We start from the raw sequence: 17343 nt of genomic DNA, 5'->3' as shown, positions 1-17343 counted from the left end.
CTTGAGCAAATCGAGATTTCAGCATTCCCGCACATGTCCGATTCCCAAGCACGCGAGGCGATCCTCCAGCGGCACCGCGAACGTCTTCCGAAACCTCCGCCGGTTCCGCCTAAATCGGCCCAGGAACAATACGAAGCGTTGAAACTCCGCATGAAGGGCAGGTGATTATATGACAGTACAAATTGGTGAGTTGCGCGCACGTCTTACTGCAGAATCAGCTCAGATGAAGCAGGAAGTGCAAGCGGTGAAGAAGGGCATTGCAGATCTCGGCGAGGAAGGCAAGCGGACATCTAAGTCGTTTGACGGGATGAATGCTGCCGTGGCAAAGATTGCCGCCAATACGAACCACCTGAAGGCAATCGAACAACAACTTAAGAAAATCGATCCCGCCAAAATGGAACAGGGATTTGGCGCAGTCGTCGTAGAATTACAGAAGATGGGTGCGGAGAAAAAGCAGATTGAGGCACTGGAGCAAGCGTTGACTGAGATGTCGCAGCAGGCGCAGGCGGCAGATACCCGCGTCGGGCAACTCGAAGAGGAATTGAAACAACTGGGAAGCCGGCGGCCGGACATTGATAAGGTTAATGAGGGGCTGAAGGATACGGACGGTGCCGCTGACAGAGCTGGTAAAGGTATTCAGGGGCTTGCCGCCGGTATCGCAGGACTTGGAGCTGGGGCAGCGCTTGCGAAGTTAGTCAGCACAGTGCAAACGTTGGCCAGCGAGGCGAACCAACTAGCGAGTTCCTACCGCGGGCTGTCGGTTGTAGTTGACAAGTTCAACGTCGACACGGAGCAAGCAGTTGATTTGGCGGACAAACTTGCCGATCGATGGGGATTGAACAAGGGCATGCTGGCCGACACGGTCAAAACCTATACGACCATGAATCTATCTCTCGAAGATACTGAACGAATCATTACCGCGACTGCGGATACCGCAGCTTACAACCGGCAGTCACATCTAACCTGGGGCGAAGCGATCAAGCAAGTGGCGGAAGGTGTCAAGTCAGGCAACTCCAACTTGACCGACGCCGCCGGTATCACGACTAACCTATCGGTCATGCAAGATCGTTATGCCAAGTCGATCGGGACGACCGCCGCTAAGCTGACAGAAGCACAGAAGGTCCAGGCTGCCTTTAACGGAATGATCGAAGAAGGCGCCATATTTGCCGGCAATGCAGACGATGCTATGACGGGGTACACCGGAACGCAGGCTTCCTTCCAATCCACGATGCAGGAAGCGAGGGTTGAGCTTGGAGAAGCTTTCATTCCTGCTTTGGAACGAATTCTGGAATTGCTGACTCCGATAATCAAGGGATTCGCGACCTGGGCAGATGGGAATAAGAACACGGTTACTGGTTTGACGGCGGCAGCTGCCGCGGTTACCGCACTTATCGCTGTAGTCGGTGCGCTGGCAGTTGCATTCGTGGCACTCAATGCGGTAATGGGTCCAATCGGATGGACTATTCTGGCAATAGGTTCATTGATTGCAGGGGTAGGAGCTTACACGATCGCATCCAATCAAGCCTCTGAAGCTGTTCGGACTTTTACCGCCAACCAAGAGCAGCTTAATAAAGCCCTCAGAGAGTCACCCATTAATCTGAGCGCAAATGAATATAAAATGCTTCAGGGTAATATGGAGCAACTCAACGAGATCATGGAACGTCGGAACAAACTCGAAGAAGAGTATAACAAGCGGATGTCCGATGCCCAGAATGGGCTCGGCTCCATTGAGAACACACATGCCTTATTAGATGTGGCTGATGCAATTAAAGCGATCGATAAGGAGCTTAAGGCTCTTGACTTCGATAATGTGGAAGAAGCACGATTCGCGCTTCGTGGGATGCAGCAGGCTTCTGAACAGGCACTTGGTGCCAAAGTCGCCCTTACACGTGAAACGATGCGCGAGAAAATCGCATTGGCCGATACCGTGTCCGAGCTTAAGACGTTATCCGATGAATATGACAAGCTCAATTCCATTGCGAAATTGACCGAACAGCAGAAGGCGCGGCTGGCCGAGGTGATCAAGCAGCTCAAGCAAGAATACCCCGACCTAATCGCCGAGTTGGACGAGGAGAATCGCTGGCATATTAAGAATAAAGACGCACTCGATGGATACATCTCCGGTGAGGAGAATCGAGTGAATGCTGCTATTAAGTCAGCGAAGACGGTCATACAGGTTGCGAAAACGGAGGCGGAAGAACGTGTTCGCCTTGCGCGTGAATCGATTTCGGAGTTGGAACGGCTGGAGGGGAAAGGGGATTCCGCCAAAGCGGCGCCGTTTATATCCGGGGCTCTTGGAAATTTCTTGGGATCTCAGTCGGAAGCTGCTGTCGAAGGCGCTAAGAAGCGCTTGGTCGATCAAATCAGCCAAGGCAATTACGATATAAACGAAGCATCGAAGTTGCTTGATGATCTGACCGTTGGTATTGATGCATTTCGTACTCCGGATCCGCCCGGCACTCCTGTAGAAGAGAAGAAGAGCGGAAGTAAGCCGAAAACCAAAGCCGAGCTCGAACGTGAAGCCTTCCAGGAATCGTTAAAGCTGCTTGAGTACAAGCACAACATGGACCTGCTAATTGAGCAGCAGGAAGTCGAATCGCTCGAGCGCCTCCGGAAGAAGTACGAGCATAACGCTGACATCCGGATGGAGCTTGAAGTTAGGATCCACCAGCTCAAGAAGCAGATGGCCGATGACGAAGACAAGCGCCGCGAGGAGGAAACGAAAAAGACGGAGCAGGCCGCGCGGGATCGTTTTGAACACTCGTCGAATTGGATCCTACAGGAGGAGCGCCGGATGGTGTTGGCCGGCGAGTCGGAGGAAGCGATTGCCAAGATGAAGATGGAGGCGTGGACGCGGGTACGAAACAGGTACGCTAAGGATAGCGACTACTACAAGCAGGCGGACACACAGTTGTACAATCTCCGAGTGGAATTGATCCGGAGGACAGAGAAGGAGCAGCAGGAAGCGGCTCGGGAGCAGGAGACGTTGGCGAAGGATGCGGTCAAGCGCACCATCGATGCGATCGACAAAGCGAAACGTGCGGAGTTGGACTCGCTGGATGACCGCCGGATGGCGATTCAGGCGTTCTATGATGACCAGGCAGAGGCCATAGACGATTCCGAGCGGTTGAAGGAGCGCAATGAGCTCGTCGCCGAAATGGATAAATACCAACACGCTACGTCTGAGCGCGGCCAGAAAACATATTTGGAGCTTAAAGAGAAGCTCCGCCAGATGGATGTCGATCAGCAGAAGCGAAATCTTGAGGATCAGCGCGATCAGGAACTCGATGCGCTGGACAAGCAGAAGAAGGACATCGAGTCATTTTATGATGACCTTCGGTTATCGACTGAGGACCTGGCCGGCGACCTGACCAAATTGTATAAGCTTGCCGACGATGAGCGCCTGAAGTCATTTAAGACGACAAATGAACAGATCAAGCTGGAGATGGCCACGCTGGTGCAAGCACTGGCATCCTACCAGTCTTCCATTTCAATGCCCTCATCTGGTGGGGGAGGCGGTGGATCGTCGGGAGTGGATGCTTCTAAAATCGCTCAAATGCAAGCGAACAGCGCCGCGTGGCATACAGCCGATGCCGCGGGCAAAAAGCGGTTATCCGAAGATAACAAAGCGATCGGGGAAAGTATGGGGGCGGCGTACAATAGCTCAGAGGGCAAATGGTATAAGAACGGCGCGCCATTGTATCACACAGGTGGTATCGCCGGCGAAATGAATTTCCGCTCGCCCTATGATCTCGCTCCTGATGAGATCACCGCTATTCTGCGTCGCGGTGAACCGGTATTGACGAAAGACCAGATAAGCAGTTTGGTTTCCTCTCAATTCGGTGGTAGCAACATTCATATCGAGAAGTTCATGGAGGTCTATGATCCGGTCTTTGAAGACGGCATTGACCTTCGTTCGTTTGGCCGGGATGCTGGCGGAGAAGCGGCCGAAATTCTCCGCAAGCAGCTTGCTGGAGGTGGATGAGATGTATGGTTTTACGTATCGAGGCCGACATTGCTCCGAGTTGGGACTCGATCTGCTATCGTATAGCGTTAACTCTCCGGAATTGCGCGAGGCTGAAGACGAAGTCACGGGTAAAGCCGGCACAGTTGACTATGGTACCGAATGGGGGAAACGAACCATCGATCTGAAGGTCGACATGAAGCAGATAGGAACTCCTGTGAAGCTTCAACAGTCCCTCATTCTGAATTGGATCAAACCGACACTGCCGGCGGCCTTACTTGTCTTCGACGAGATGCCTGACCGGTTTTATTATGCAAAGTTCACCGGCAAGTTGGGGACGCAGCAGTTCGGTAGTTATGGCCAGTTCGATTTTGCAATGAAGTGCACAGATCCATATGTTTACGGACCTGAACAGATACATGAGATGCTCGTCACTAATAGCCCGCAAAGTATGTTTGTGCCGGTGGGCGGAACGGAGACGTCATATCCAGTCATCCGCTTGACCAATGTGGGGAGCAATACAATTAACGGCTTTACGGTAAAAACCATTTCAGAGGTCGATTGACCAGGGAGGCAATACACATGGGAGCAATGAGCAATTATCTCGAAACAGCAATCCTTAATGCCGTTTTTCGCAACACGGCATTCACTTCGCCATCTACCGTTTATCTCGCGCTTTATATAAGCGATCCGACCGAGGCCGACTCGGGGACGGAGGTTACAGGCGGATCATATGCGCGGCAATCTGTTGCGTTCTCGGCGCCTACGCAAGTAAGCAACAAGGCCACCATTTCAAATTCGGCGGACATTACATTCCCCATTGCGACTGCTAACTGGGGCACGGTGTCGCATGTTGGATTACGCAGCGCGTCGACAGGTGGTAACTTGCTTTATTACGGCCCAGTTACGAATGCCAGATCAATTCTTTCAAATGACCAGCTCAAATTTTTGGCCGGGGAGCTTGTACTCGACCTCGACTGAGGTGACGTAGATGTTCAACCTAGCCGGATTTAATCGGCAACCCTTCAACCGCAGCGAAGTACAGGAGGTACTTTGTTCCGCTACTCTTTCGGCAGATTCGGGCTCTGGTGCTACATTTCTCCGTACGGTTCGGGGGGGATCGGGATCGTCCGCAGATTCGGCGATAATCGCTGGCAATAAACTTGAGCTCGGAGTTCGCGCCGCTCTGTCAGCAGACTCGGTGCTTTCCGCTGCTCCTCGACTTGCGCGTTTGATGAGAGGTGTGCTGGTCGCGGAAGGAATGTTGGAAGCGTCTGGCCGCTCTGTACTACGTCCGCGCGCGCTTATATCAGCGGTTGGTGAGTTGTCCGCACGTAGTCTGTTGACTCGGGCGACGAAAGCGGCAATTTCAGCCGACTCAGGGCTTGCTGCAAACAGTCGGCGAGTAGCTTACTTTGAAACAGATTTGCCTGCTGAAGCTTCGTCTGCTGCTGTAGCTGTTCGGGTCGTTCGATCTGACTCCGTATTATCGGCTAATGCCAGTTTATCAGCTGGTGGTAATCTGACACGGTTATTCGTCGCAGACTTATCTGCTAAAGCGTCGGTAGTAGCAAATGAAATGCGAACCGCAACCATGGCGGCTGTGCTCAGTGCGGATTCATTAATTACAAGCAAAACTATACACGTCATCACCTGTGCTTCCTCGCTTATAGCGGACGCAAATATCCAAGCGGGCGCCGTGCGGCTGTTGAGGGGGAGGGTCGATCTTTCAGCAGATGCATCAATCATATCGAAAGTGACGCGCATAGTGCGTAATGGTGGGTTATATACTGCAAGCGGAAGCATGACCTCCGATACCGCATTGGTTGCTGTTGGCGCTGCCCGCATGAGCGGGAGATCAGTAATTCAGGCTATATTTCACCGAGCGCTGATGTTTGAAGTGGCGTTGTCAGCAGATAGCGCGCTAAATGTAGCCTTGAAACGCATCCAGTACAGTTCCGTGGGTTTGTCTACCAATTCGAATTTACTGGCTCACTTCAAACGATACAAAGCTTACGAGGTGGTATTCACCGGTTCTTTCGCACCGGGCGATTTCATAATGGTTGATTCGCGCAAGCTGCTATTTTTGTTATATGGCGAAGATGCCCGCCATCTGATGAAGGGCGACTGGTTTGGCATATCGCCCGGAGTGAATCACATTGAATACAGCGATGTAGAAATGCAAAGAGGCGTACTACTGCGGGTAACAGCGCGGGACACTTTATCTTAGTAGGGAGGTCAAGCATGTTTAATCGATCACAGTTTAACAGCACAAGATTTAATCAGCCCGATGAGATGCTAAGCCTCTCCTCCGAGTTGAGTGCAACCGCCGAAAGTTATGCTGACCCAACTGTTCATATACAGTTGGAGCTAAATTTGTCAGCCGAATCCGGACTGCGGTTTTTCGTCGTAAGTGCCGCGAGATTGTCGGTGGAAGCTGCGGTGTCCGTGAATTTGTTCCGGTTGTCGCTCCAGAAAGCAAGTCTATCAGGCAAGGCTAGTCTGCGCGGCAACTTATCTCATTACCGGATCAACGAGATAAGCTACTCCGGCATCTTGCCCCCTAACGGGATTGCAGAGATTAACTCTAAGGAGATGACTTTCACCATTGACGGGCAGAATGCCATTCCGCTAATGGAAGGGGATTTTCTTCTTCTGCCACTGGGTATGAATCAGCTCGTTTACGTGGACGGGGAAATAACGCGCAGCGTGTTGCTACAAGTCATCAATCAGGAATTGACCGTATAAGGGGGCGTTGGCCATCAAACAAACGAATCAAACATTGGAATTGTGGTCGGGCGGAACCCGGAGAGCATTCCTTCTCAACGCCATGCAAGTAATGGTTCGAGAAGTGGTGAACGGTGAATTTTACACTCGTTTCACATATCCACGCCTAGACAACGATTCGGAGAGGTACAGTCTGCTGGTTGAAGGTAACGACATCAAGTTTCCCAACGACGTGGAGCGCGGACAGATTTTCCGCATTCGCAATGTACAAGAAATACGGAAGGGCGGGAAGATTTACAAAGTGGTTGAGGCTCACCATATTGCATTCACGCTCGGCAATTATTTTCTCGACGACTATATTGATTTCGCAGCGGGGAAGTCACTCGTAGAGATGTTGACAATGCTTGGAGCCAATACGCCGTTTTCGTTTTCTGTCGAGGGCAGCTTCCCGGCACAGGATATTTTTGATTGGGGCGAAGATATCAAAATAAATCTGCTGCAGCAGCTCCGACAACTGTACATTGCGGAATTGTCCTTCGACAACTATGATATCACCCTAACCACACGTAAGGGCGGAAACCATGGTGCGCGCGTGCGCTATCGGCATAACATGGTTGGGATTAAGCGTAAGAGCCATGACATGGAGAGAATTACTCGACTCTATGGCTACGGGAAAAACGGACTAACCATCGAGGGGCTGCCAAGTCATTCGGTCAAATATATCGATTCTGTATACTTTGATCCAACCAATCCTTTCATGGGCAAAGTTGAATTCCCTGACATCGAGACACAGGCCAGACTGCTGGATGAAATGCAGAAGCATCTCGTCAAGTATGAACTGGCGTCGATCTCGTATGACGTCGATTTCGTCCAACTTGAAAAAATCGATCATGACTACTTAGACGAGCAGATCCGTGAAGCTGGCGACACGGTGACTTGCTTCGATGAGGTGCTTGGGTACTCGTTCGATGCTCGCGCAATCGAATTTGAGCGGTTCCCGTTCGAGCGAAAGTCAGGACGTGTCGTTTTAACAAACTTCCGAGAATTCAAAACGGCAGATTATATTTTCCAAGCGACGGTTGGATCCAAGAAGGCCATCTCGTTTACGAATCGGAACGCAGTGCTGAAGGGCCAGAAATATGATGACAGCATCACGCTTGTAGATGGATATGGAATGCGTGTCGCTGATGATCAAGACCGGACGATGGTACGGATCGGCCAGACAGCTCCGGGAGAGTATGGACTTGCGTTATTTAACAAGTCAGGCGTCCGTACGATATGGCAGGATTCGGCGACGGGGAATGCGTATTTCAGCGGCACGTTGCAGGCGGCTAATGGTAGCTTTTCGGGATCGATTACGGCGACCTCCGGCACGATTGGCGGCTGGACGATTAGTAGCGGAAACTTATCCGGGTCAGGCTCGATTGTCGGCGGGAGTATAATCGGGAGTATCGTTATGGGGACGACGATAACAGGCGGTACGATTACGGGTACGACTGTGCAATCAGCGGTGAGTGGAGACTTCGTTCGTTTAACTAGCGGGTTCGCTACTATTACGATTCACAACGATAATAATCTTCAAGCGAGTTTGCAAATACAAGGCGGAGGTTCTGGCGGTCAGATTTGGAGCCCTCGGGGTGGAGCGATACAATTAGGCGTCTCGGGTGGGATACTAAATTCGATGGCGAACCATAACTTTTATGCCTACACAACGTTTAATGCGGGAGTTCATTTCGACCTATCCGCGACTGTTACCGGACTCACAATCGCTCGCGTTACCGGGCTTCAAGCCCAACTAAGCTCGTTGGATGCAAGAATAACGGCATTAGGTGGATAGTCGTCCGGAGCCTTCCGTTGTATAATGGTGGAAAACTACCGGAGGTATGACGACATGAAGAAGTTATCGTATTTTATCGTGGGGACACTTGTAGGAGCAACGGTTATGACAGCCGGTTCCGCATTCGCAGCGGAGATTAATCAGCTCGTCGGATCGAAAGTAGGCAACGTATGGGAACTTCACGTTGACGGAGAGAAGGTTGGTGACGTGCCAATCATAAACAATAGTAGTTACGCACCGGTTCGTCAGATAGCGGAGATAGCAGGTATGGGTGTCGATTTCGAACAAGGTAAGGTGTTCCTTGAAACGAAGGAAGAAGGCATGAACTCATACGAGCCAACGAGAGTAGAGATTATAGAGTCCAGGCTCCGGTATCTAGATGCAGTTATAGTAGGCGAGAAGAACGCTATTTTCGGGTATGAAACTCTTATTAAACAGGAGTCTTCGCCGGAAAATGAGGTAGTCGCAATCTACCGCGGCAAAATTGTGGACATCAAAGGGCGAGTCGCCGAGTACGAGTCCGAAATCACTGAACTCGAAGCGGAACTTGCCGAGATTGAGAAAAATCCTTTGTATTCAGAGTCGGGCACGACAGGAAACAATCCGCTGCATAAGTAATATTTAATACTATAATTCGCTTATTGTCCCAGCCCTAACAGGTTTGGGCTTTTTGCGTTGGGAGGAATTCGATTGGCTGTCATTAATCAGAAACTTGTCATTGAGGCGGATCCGAATCGGCCGAAAGAAGAAATTTCGAACATTATTACGGGTTTCCTCCATCTCTGGCCGGGAAGCGAGGCGGTTATTTTGAAGTCTGTGCGAGCGGAAATTGACAGAGCGATTGAATCGTTTGAGAAAGGAAGTGAACAACATGCAAATGATGTACTCGGGGATGGTCAACAGTCCGGTCACGGAACTGGCTGCGGCGATCAATAACAGCCAAACAACGGCGACGCTGGTTAACGGTGCAGCACTGCCAGCAGCTCCGAACCTTGCTGTAATCGGGCAAGGTGAGCTTGCTGAAACGATTCTTTACACAGGCAAATCTGGCAATAACCTGTCAGGCATTACACGTGGCCTTCAAGGCAGTCCGCGATCGTGGGGCGCCGGTAGTAAAATTGCGCGTAACTTCACCGAACGAGATTATGAATCAATGCGCCAGAATATTGAGAATCATGATGCGCAGTTGGCGGATATTACGAATCCTCCTCGAGCTGAGTATAGAAGTAACTTGAATAAGGCTTGTCCAACATTTGAATGGACATCACCTGACTGGAATGTACAAACTTATGATACGGATGAATTTCTTGATTCGCTAGATCCAACAAGGATTAATATCAATACTTCTGGTGTTTATCTTATTAATGCGTGGATCACTATTGAGGAAAATGTAAACGGTCAACGTAACATTCAAGTTGTGAAAAATGCAGACAATGAGGCAATTGGATATATCACGGGTTTTGGATCGGCGAACGCGACGCGTCTTAATGTTACAACAACCGCATACTTAAATGTTGGTGAATACATTAGAATCAGAGTGTATCAGGATGATTTCCCTAATACACTGAATATATTAGGGACATCTTCGACGGGACCAGGTTCAAAATTTTCGATTATTAAGTTATGCCCACCTTGAAGGGATGAAGCGTACGGAGCTAGGCTTTACGCGCCTACGCAGATTGTGAAGCTTGACAGTAAATACTTTATTGTTGACTGCTGGCATCACCGTATAATTTGGACTGAGGATAAAACAAAGCGAATTGCGGAGTGGAATACAGTAGATTATGAGTTTGCGGGCCCGCATTCGATTGCAAGCGATGGCGATTTATATGTCGTAGATAACACAGGTCGCGGTGAGGTTATAGTTCTTGACTCCGAACTGAAATTTCTGCAAAAGTTCACTGCAGACTCGCCTGAGCTGCCGCATAAAGTTCTTTATGACTCTGCAACACATTCTTTTTATGTACTATCCACACCTTACGTTATGTGTTTGAAAAAAACTGGAGGAACTCTGTATTTAGATTACAAGAAATATCTGCCGTGGCTAGATGGTACTTACCTGCGTTCAATACAAATAATTGACGGTCTTATGTACTTTATATCCGGTCCAGCAAAAATCATTGTTACAGACTACGCTAACGAATCGTTTGATATTGTAAATGAGTATCCTGTACCACATGAATTGCAGGGCATGAATGACATTAACAAGGTGGGCAGTTATTTCTACCTCACTTCGACGCAGAATAGCTTAGGTGACATTGTTCCTATGATAGTACGCCTGCAAAACCTATCCAGCCTTGCCAGTAGCAATTTTGAGGATGTTTACAACACAATTGGATTTACGTATCGACCGTACTACATCAGCATTTTTGATAGCAGGGTGTATATTACTGAGATCGGAGATAACAATGGGGTGTTCTCATTCCCTGTAGCCGACACGGCTCTTTCGTCGGTTACACATGACATAAGCTTTACAGGGGTTACACCTTCTGATACTAAGCGCAGGGCAATGTATCCCACATAAGAATCATTTGGCGCAACAACGGCTCCGCATAAGCGGGGCCTATTTTAATAGGGGAGGTAATGCGGTGGACATACAAATGATTTTCGCCCTCATTGCTGTAGCTGGTACGCTTAGCGGACTATGGCTAGGGTGGACCGGGAAATCGCGGACGGTCAAACAAGATACAGCCGCAGAAGTCGCCCAAGACATCACGATTAAATCAGACATGGAATATTTAAAACGCGGCGTAGACGACATCCGATTTGAACAACGGACTCAAGGGCAGCGCATTGATGCGATGTCTGAAAGGTTAACCCGAGTCGAGGAAAGCACAAAATCAGCGCACCGACGCATTGATCGCGTCGAGGCTAAGGGAGATTGATACTAATGACGAAAACGTGGATAAAAGCAGCTACGGTAAGAGCGGTTAAGACGGCAGCGCAAACGGCAATCGCATCAGTTGGAGCGACAACTGTATTTAACCAAGTGGACTGGCGTATTGTTGGTGGCACGGTGTTGCTTGCTACCGTCTCCAGCTTTTTGACGTCGCTGGCGGGACTGCCGGAGGTTACAGACGATGATCGGTCATAAGCGTATCCGGATCAGGTCTGGAAAAGTCGAGGAGGGGCCGCTGACGTATCCGCGCAGCGGCCAGTACAGCAAAGGTGAGGGCTGGACGGATATCCGAGTTGCCGACGTCCCGGCGGCGGCGATACTGCAAGTGGAGTTGGTGACGGCCAAGGGAAAAACCGTGAGTCAGATCCTCGCCGACATGGTTAAAAAGTACGGTGGCAACTGGATATGCTTCAACGCCCCCTATTTCGCCGATGACGGCAGGCTCCTCGGTTTGACTCATCGCGACGGCAAGGCGATATATCCGGACGTTGCCGGCAAAACGGAGCAGCGGCCGCACCTGTACCGCAAGGATGGCCGATTTGGCATCGGCCGCCAGGACAAACCGGAGGGGCTCAGACTGGCTGTATCCGCCGTCCCAACACTATCCGCTGGGGGGAAAGCTATTGATCCACCGCGCGCCTCCGAAAAAACTCCGTCAGACGTGCAGGGCACAAACCCGCGTATGATTGCCGGAATCAAGCCTGACGGCACGCTCGGCCTAATCGTCGTTGACGGCCGCGGTACCTATGATAAGGGGCTGACGACTAAAGAGGCGGGCATCATGGCCGTGCATTACGGCTTTCCTGAATCTGTCAACCTGGATGGAGGCGGATCAGTGTCGCTGGCAACCAACAACCGGCAGCTGCTCGATGCGCTGGAGATCGACAAGGCCAACCGCAAACGGCAGCACCACGTCGCGGACATGTCGGAGGATTATAAGGAGCGAGTCGTGCATCACGCCGTCTGCATCCAGTTTGACCCGGACAAGCTGCTTCCGGATTATATTGTCGATCATATCCCGCGCGACACGCCGCATGATCGCCGCCCCGGACATAAGCTCCAGGCGACGACGATTACGATACACAATACGGCCAACCCCTCAAGTACGGCACGGAACGAACGGAACTGGCTCACTAATACGAGTAACGATGCGACGGCATCGTACCATATCGTATTGGACGAAACGAATACGATCGAGTGTATCCCATTGAATGAGTCTGCCTGGGCGGCCGGGGACGGCACCAACGGGGCAGGGAATCGCACATCGATCCATATCGAGATTTGCGAGAGTGGCAACTATGCGTGGACGGTGGAGCGAGCCGTTGAGCTCGTTGCAAAGATGCTCAAGGAGCGCGGGTGGAGAGCCGATCGTTTGCGCCGCCATTACGATTGGCCGCGTGCAGACGGGTATCGCAAAATATGTCCGCGACTCATGCACGACGGCGGCAGCTGGGCGGAATGGGATGCATTTAAGTCACGCGTCGCGATTAAGTTGGAGCTTGAACCTGTAAGCGATCAGGTGGATATCCGCGTTAATGGAAAAATATTGGAGCAAAAGGGAACGCTGAAAAACGGAGTGACGACGGTGCCGGTGCGCGCGATCGCGGAGGTATTCGGAGCGGTAGTCACTTGGGACGGGGAGTCTCGGACTGTTCAAATGCAGATTAAATAAGAACGACAATTCACCACGCAATATTCATTTCGGTAAATACTAATCGTTTTTTCGTGTTCCACTTTCATGATGGATGTTATATTATTTAGGCTAGCTAGCATCTTTTGGGATTGTAGGAGATTTTTATGATTAAGAGACTTTGAAACCTCGCAGAAAACAAAAAAGGAGAATTGGTGTCATTGAAAAAGATAATAAGTCTTGTTCTAACCTTCGCATTATTTTTTGTAGCCGTAACTTCATCAGTAGGAGCAGATTCTAGCAAGGAATTAAATGTAGCTCCACAAATTCCAGCAGAGGGAATTACTAAAGAGTATTTGGAGGATTTCACAAACTCATTCACAAAAGAATATCTAAAAGAGAATCCGGAATTTGCTGGTGCTCTTAATGAACTAAAAAAGATATTGAAATCTAATGAAACTGATGTGAAAATAATTGAACAACAATTGCTCCAAACTGATGCTATGATGACACTTGCTAAGAAGCTTGGGGACAATGAAACAGTATTGCGCGCTGCAATTAACTCACCAGAGAGCCAAGAACAATTTACAAGGATTGATGCCTTGGCCCAAGAATATTACGAGCAATACAAATTGACTGGAATTTTGCCAGAAACTGATTTCCCTGAATTAGTAACTTTTGCAGCGACAGAAGAAAGAGAGTATGGTAATGATTATATTTATAGTGTAAACACCGGTGATGCTGTAATCGCTCTATCAACAGTGGGAATAGTTGAAACTGAGGCTAGATTAGCTACAAGACTTGTTACACTCGGAGCGCTTTCTACTGTTGATGGTCCATTACCAGTTGCAGATTTAGTTTGTCTGGTTATAGGTATTTCTCTACTTTGGCATCATACCGCTAGTAAACTAAGCACGACCACTACCGCAGTATCAAATCAAATAGGTACTTATTATGGTGCTACAGCAAAAGCAAATGCCCAAAAGGTACAAATTGGCGCAGCTGTAGTTACAGCCAAAATAAGACAAGGATTCAATCATTTTGAGGCTTTTAGAAATAATGTGAAGCCAGGCGGGATACTATTAGGAGTAGAATTGACTTTTGCTTTAGCATCAGAGCGTCTTAAAAAGAATGGTGATGTTTGGTCTATCCAAAAATCATCAGCTAAAGCATTAGCCGCCAATATTTCTTTTGGTTCAAGTCCTGAAGAAGACCCAGCTCACATCTCAAATGGAATGTTTATGAATCGCCCACATTTTCATGCTACAGTCGTATACGTGCGAACAGGTGGTCATTCCTTCTGGTAATCGAAAAATAAAAACAGCTAATCCCAGTGCATTTTTTTTGCACTGGGTTGACTAATTGGAGGTGTATTTATTATGTGCAATTTTTTGTATATTGTGACTGATGACGAAATTCCAGGAAATCTTCTTGATTATTATCAGGAAAACCATGATATTCATTTTAATAAGATTAATGAATACCTAAAAGAAAAAGTTTCTCAACACTATTACCTGATACACAGACAATGTTCCTGTGACTTTATTAGAGATGTAGATAATAATTATACTGAAGTTTCATCTATTTTGAGACAACTTATAAGGCCATTTGAGGTTATATTGCTGGATCAAACTAAACATCCTAATATTGAAATAGATGATGTAATTGCAAATGGGTTAGCATCAGAAAAGATATCATTGGATAATTTTTTGCTAATTTATCCTACAAAATTAATTAGTTCAAAGAAGTATTTAATTACTTGACTCTTGCAAAAAAGCTAACTTGGTCTTAAAACACACAGACTGGCTTTGTTAGCTGTCAAATGGCGTTATGAGATTATCTTCAGACCTCTCTTCTGCATTGCTTGTTCAATGACAGCAGTATTTGCCCCTTTTGCTCATGACGAAATCTTCGGACTACATTGAGAGCCCCTTTCGGGATGTCCTTTCCATGGATTGTGAAGCATTTTTGTTTAAATTTTTTTTTATTCGCATCCTACCCCATCACCATCCCGATCTAGGTGTTTAGCATAACCAGGATCACCAACATATATTGGGTCAGCTCCGGCTGCGCGAACAGCTGTGCAGTTCTTGTAATACACATCTGAAACTGGTTCTTTGGTCGGAATAGGAGTGGGCTTGGTTGTAGGCCTTACTGTAGGCTTTACAGTAGGTTTCGCCGTTGGCTTAGCGGTTGGTGCTTTTGTTGGTTCTTTCGTAACTACAGGAACCTCTGTTGCTTTTGCAGTCGCATTTAGGAGAGGGAATAGGTTCTTAGGCTTTTCCACAATGAATAGAATCTTTGCGCCGTCTGGATAGTCCTCTAGTTGATTGCCTACCCAACTGCCTGCTCCTCGGTTGTCGCTCGCATCTATGTATGCCACACTTGCCCCAGCACCACCTTCCTCACACATGGCCATCGGCCATTCATCACGATCGTAGCCGTCTTTAGTCTCGATACCTGCTAAAGACATCTTGCGGTTCCGTTCAGCTCCGTCTCGATCGATCGTACACACATCGGTGTATCCCTGTGCGATGGCTCCCTGGATATGCAATGCAGTCTCAGGATACTTATCGCTTGGAAAAATGAGTTCATAATCATATTCATCTGGTACGTTTTGAGTAGTAGGAGAAGGAGTTACTGCTGCAACCACTTCTTGCGATTGAATTGTAGCTGTGGGGTTTAATACGGTTTGGTTGCCGGGCTCTTCTTCAGAATTCCCAAAAATAATTGCGAGCAGGGCGATTGCTGCCCAAGCAGAACCCAGAACCCTCATTGGAGATTTAAGTCTCTTCCATTGAAACAGAATCATAATATAGGGAATTGCCAACCAGCCAAATAACTTCAGTAGAAACTTCATTCGACTTCTCCTTTTAATTTGATTGAGATAAGTTTACAGCAAATGACGAAGTATGGCGATATATGGAATGAACTGATACAAAAGATTTATCAGCTTGGGCACTTTAATAGTTCATTTCGACTACACATCTCTAGAGAAATAGATATAATAGGTAGTAATTAATAACTAAGGAGATTTGTGGATATGGCGAGGAGAAGAAAGAAGGAACAGCTCGATCCAGCTCAGGCTATGGTTGGTTTACTGATGCTCGGATCATTTTTTGGGATGTATAAACTGACTAATTCATTCATTAGCGGCTCGATTGCCGCTGGGTGCATTCTCGGAGCGTATATTGCAGTTGTCCTATTGTACAATCAAAAGCGAATTGAACGATTAAAGCGGTCCGGCATTGCAGAAATCGATAAGATGGGATGGCGTGAATTCGAAATTTACTTAGGCCATCTTTTTAGAATGCATGGATACACTGCAGAAGTAACTCAGGCGGCAGGTGATTATGGAGCCGATCTAGTCATCAAAAAAGATGGTAACAAGATAGTTGTCCAGGCGAAGCATTATGCGAAGAATGTTGGACTAAAGGCTGTCCAGGAAATCCGTACGGCTATGGATCATTATGGTGCTTCAGCGGCATGGGTTGTGACAAATCGCGATTACACTCAACAGGCATACACGCTAGCCAAGTCAAACGGGGTGGTGCTTGTAAACCGTGAACAGCTTATTGAGATGATATTGGCGGTCAACCCGAATCAGTCTTCTCGGAGCAAGTCGCCTGCAAGAGTCGAGCCGGTACCTGCTCCGGTCCCTGTGGCGCCAGTAGCTGCTGCTCTAGAGGAACCAGATGATTTCGAATGTCCGAAGTGTGGTTATTTGCTGGTAAAACGGAAAGGAACGCGAGGCGAGTTTTACGGTTGTTCCAACTTTCCAAAATGTCGGCATACACGAGCAATTAATGACATTGCAGAAAGCATTTGATGAAGAGGAGGCTTGTTGATACGATGAGTGTAGAAGAATTTTTGAACCAGGTTGTCGTGGTCGATCTATACGATGGTAGCAGACATCAAGGGATTCTGAGATTAGCTGGCACCAATCCTGAAACAGGGGAAGAATTCGTAGAGGTGCATGGCGGTGGAGAAGTGTACTATGTGCCGGTGGTTGACATCGCTACCATAAAGACAGCGTTCCTTAATTGAAAAGTCACATTGAACAAAAAGCGGATTATTGAAGAAAATGAACGATTGGGTACGATGAATTTAGAACCCAATTAGAACCCGACAAGCTCATTATACATACGTAGACAGGCAACAAACCGCATAAAATCAACAAAAAATCGGAGCCCTATTGCTAGGGCTCCTTTTCATGGGAGAGGAGAAACCGGACGAAGAGCTTATGGGGAAACGTAAGTCTTCTCCGCGGTTGTCTACGACATCTT

General features: G+C 48.4%; 18 protein-coding genes and 1 pseudogene. 17 read left to right on the top strand and 2 right to left on the bottom strand.

Annotated features, from left to right (window positions below):
* Positions 1–169 precede the first annotated feature (169 nt).
* The 15 genes from ACX1C1_RS21440 to ACX1C1_RS21370 all read left to right on the top strand — a co-directional run bounded on the left by ACX1C1_RS21440 (position 170) and on the right by ACX1C1_RS21370 (position 14820).
* Positions 170–3985 carry a phage tail tape measure protein gene (locus tag ACX1C1_RS21440; protein ID WP_458954174.1) on the top strand — a complete coding sequence of 1272 codons (3816 nt, stop codon included), beginning with the start codon at positions 170–172 and terminating at the stop codon, positions 3983–3985.
* Entirely contained in the window at positions 3882–4529 is a 648-nt protein-coding gene (locus ACX1C1_RS21435; protein ID WP_458954173.1) for a distal tail protein Dit, read from the top strand. The genes ACX1C1_RS21440 and ACX1C1_RS21435 overlap by 104 nt, the downstream gene beginning before the upstream one ends.
* Positions 4530–4546: 17 nt before the next feature.
* The gene (locus ACX1C1_RS21430; RefSeq protein ID WP_458954172.1) at positions 4547–4945 is read left to right on the top strand and encodes a phage tail fiber protein; all 399 of its coding nucleotides are present in this window, start codon (positions 4547–4549) and stop codon (positions 4943–4945) included.
* A gap of 10 nt (positions 4946–4955) precedes the next feature.
* Positions 4956–6194, top strand: coding sequence for a hypothetical protein (locus ACX1C1_RS21425; protein ID WP_458954171.1), 1239 nt, complete (start codon positions 4956–4958; stop codon positions 6192–6194).
* Between the two features lie 14 nt (positions 6195–6208).
* Positions 6209–6712 (top strand): hypothetical protein, encoded by a 504-nt coding sequence (locus ACX1C1_RS21420; RefSeq protein WP_458954170.1) that lies wholly within the window; start codon positions 6209–6211, stop codon positions 6710–6712.
* A gap of 7 nt (positions 6713–6719) precedes the next feature.
* Positions 6720–8528, top strand: a complete 1809-nt coding sequence (locus ACX1C1_RS21415) for a phage tail spike protein (RefSeq protein ID WP_458954169.1) — start codon at positions 6720–6722, stop codon at positions 8526–8528.
* Between the two features lie 54 nt (positions 8529–8582).
* Positions 8583–9146 (top strand): hypothetical protein, encoded by a 564-nt coding sequence (locus tag ACX1C1_RS21410; RefSeq protein ID WP_458954168.1) that lies wholly within the window; start codon positions 8583–8585, stop codon positions 9144–9146.
* 72 nt (positions 9147–9218) lie between these two features.
* Positions 9219–9464: a hypothetical protein gene (locus ACX1C1_RS21405; protein ID WP_458954167.1), complete on the top strand. Its 246-nt coding sequence runs from the start codon at positions 9219–9221 to the stop codon at positions 9462–9464.
* Positions 9400–10164, top strand: a complete 765-nt coding sequence (locus ACX1C1_RS21400; protein ID WP_458954166.1) for a hypothetical protein — start codon at positions 9400–9402, stop codon at positions 10162–10164. Before ACX1C1_RS21405 ends, ACX1C1_RS21400 begins: the two co-directional genes overlap by 65 nt.
* Before the next feature lie 45 nt (positions 10165–10209).
* On the top strand, positions 10210–11052 hold the full coding sequence (locus ACX1C1_RS21395) for a hypothetical protein (RefSeq protein ID WP_458954165.1): 843 nt from the start codon (positions 10210–10212) through the stop codon (positions 11050–11052).
* A 64-nt stretch (positions 11053–11116) separates the two neighbouring features.
* Positions 11117–11413, top strand: a complete 297-nt coding sequence (locus tag ACX1C1_RS21390) for a hypothetical protein (RefSeq protein WP_458954164.1) — start codon at positions 11117–11119, stop codon at positions 11411–11413.
* 5 nt (positions 11414–11418) lie between these two features.
* On the top strand, positions 11419–11622 hold the full coding sequence (locus tag ACX1C1_RS21385; protein ID WP_458954163.1) for a holin: 204 nt from the start codon (positions 11419–11421) through the stop codon (positions 11620–11622).
* Complete coding sequence (locus ACX1C1_RS21380; protein WP_458954162.1) at positions 11609–13099, top strand: phosphodiester glycosidase family protein; 1491 nt, start codon at positions 11609–11611, stop codon at positions 13097–13099. Before ACX1C1_RS21385 ends, ACX1C1_RS21380 begins: the two co-directional genes overlap by 14 nt.
* Positions 13100–13278: 179 nt before the next feature.
* Positions 13279–14364: a hypothetical protein gene (locus tag ACX1C1_RS21375; RefSeq protein ID WP_458954161.1), complete on the top strand. Its 1086-nt coding sequence runs from the start codon at positions 13279–13281 to the stop codon at positions 14362–14364.
* Positions 14365–14436: 72 nt separating this feature from the next.
* Positions 14437–14820 (top strand): hypothetical protein, encoded by a 384-nt coding sequence (locus tag ACX1C1_RS21370; RefSeq protein WP_458954160.1) that lies wholly within the window; start codon positions 14437–14439, stop codon positions 14818–14820.
* A 221-nt stretch (positions 14821–15041) separates the two neighbouring features.
* Here ACX1C1_RS21370 and ACX1C1_RS21365 read toward each other — a convergent pair whose 3' ends face one another.
* Positions 15042–15158: an excalibur calcium-binding domain-containing protein gene (locus ACX1C1_RS21365; RefSeq protein ID WP_458957758.1), complete on the bottom strand. Its 117-nt coding sequence runs from the start codon at positions 15156–15158 to the stop codon at positions 15042–15044.
* A 183-nt stretch (positions 15159–15341) separates the two neighbouring features.
* Positions 15342–15710, bottom strand: a pseudogene (locus ACX1C1_RS21360) (NucA/NucB deoxyribonuclease domain-containing protein); the annotation flags it as partial.
* 390 nt (positions 15711–16100) lie between these two features.
* Here ACX1C1_RS21360 and ACX1C1_RS21355 point away from each other — a divergent pair.
* Together ACX1C1_RS21355 and ACX1C1_RS21350 are read left to right on the top strand one after the other, a co-directional pair.
* Positions 16101–16886 (top strand): restriction endonuclease, encoded by a 786-nt coding sequence (locus tag ACX1C1_RS21355; RefSeq protein WP_458954159.1) that lies wholly within the window; start codon positions 16101–16103, stop codon positions 16884–16886.
* Between the two features lie 23 nt (positions 16887–16909).
* Positions 16910–17104 (top strand): hypothetical protein, encoded by a 195-nt coding sequence (locus ACX1C1_RS21350; RefSeq protein WP_458954158.1) that lies wholly within the window; start codon positions 16910–16912, stop codon positions 17102–17104.
* Positions 17105–17343 lie beyond the last annotated feature (239 nt).

The sequence above is a fragment of the Paenibacillus sp. strain BS8-2 genome, assembly GCF_054483835.1.
This window is presented reverse-complemented; position numbering and strand designations above follow the sequence as displayed.

Bases quoted from the DNA above. Each gene is read 5' to 3' on its own strand.
- ACX1C1_RS21440 (WP_458954174.1), top strand. From the start codon at position 170: ATGACAGTACAAATTGGTGAGTTGCGCGCACGTCTTACTGCAGAATCA.
- ACX1C1_RS21435 (WP_458954173.1), top strand. From the start codon at position 3,882: ATGATCCGGTCTTTGAAGACGGCATTGACCTTCGTTCGTTTGGCCGGG.
- ACX1C1_RS21430 (WP_458954172.1), top strand. From the start codon at position 4,547: ATGGGAGCAATGAGCAATTATCTCGAAACAGCAATCCTTAATGCCGTT.
- ACX1C1_RS21425 (WP_458954171.1), top strand. From the start codon at position 4,956: ATGTTCAACCTAGCCGGATTTAATCGGCAACCCTTCAACCGCAGCGAA.
- ACX1C1_RS21420 (WP_458954170.1), top strand. From the start codon at position 6,209: ATGTTTAATCGATCACAGTTTAACAGCACAAGATTTAATCAGCCCGAT.
- ACX1C1_RS21410 (WP_458954168.1), top strand. From the start codon at position 8,583: ATGAAGAAGTTATCGTATTTTATCGTGGGGACACTTGTAGGAGCAACG.
- ACX1C1_RS21400 (WP_458954166.1), top strand. From the start codon at position 9,400: ATGCAAATGATGTACTCGGGGATGGTCAACAGTCCGGTCACGGAACTG.
- ACX1C1_RS21385 (WP_458954163.1), top strand. From the start codon at position 11,419: ATGACGAAAACGTGGATAAAAGCAGCTACGGTAAGAGCGGTTAAGACG.
- ACX1C1_RS21380 (WP_458954162.1), top strand. From the start codon at position 11,609: ATGATCGGTCATAAGCGTATCCGGATCAGGTCTGGAAAAGTCGAGGAG.
- ACX1C1_RS21370 (WP_458954160.1), top strand. From the start codon at position 14,437: ATGTGCAATTTTTTGTATATTGTGACTGATGACGAAATTCCAGGAAAT.
- ACX1C1_RS21355 (WP_458954159.1), top strand. From the start codon at position 16,101: ATGGCGAGGAGAAGAAAGAAGGAACAGCTCGATCCAGCTCAGGCTATG.
- ACX1C1_RS21350 (WP_458954158.1), top strand. From the start codon at position 16,910: ATGAGTGTAGAAGAATTTTTGAACCAGGTTGTCGTGGTCGATCTATAC.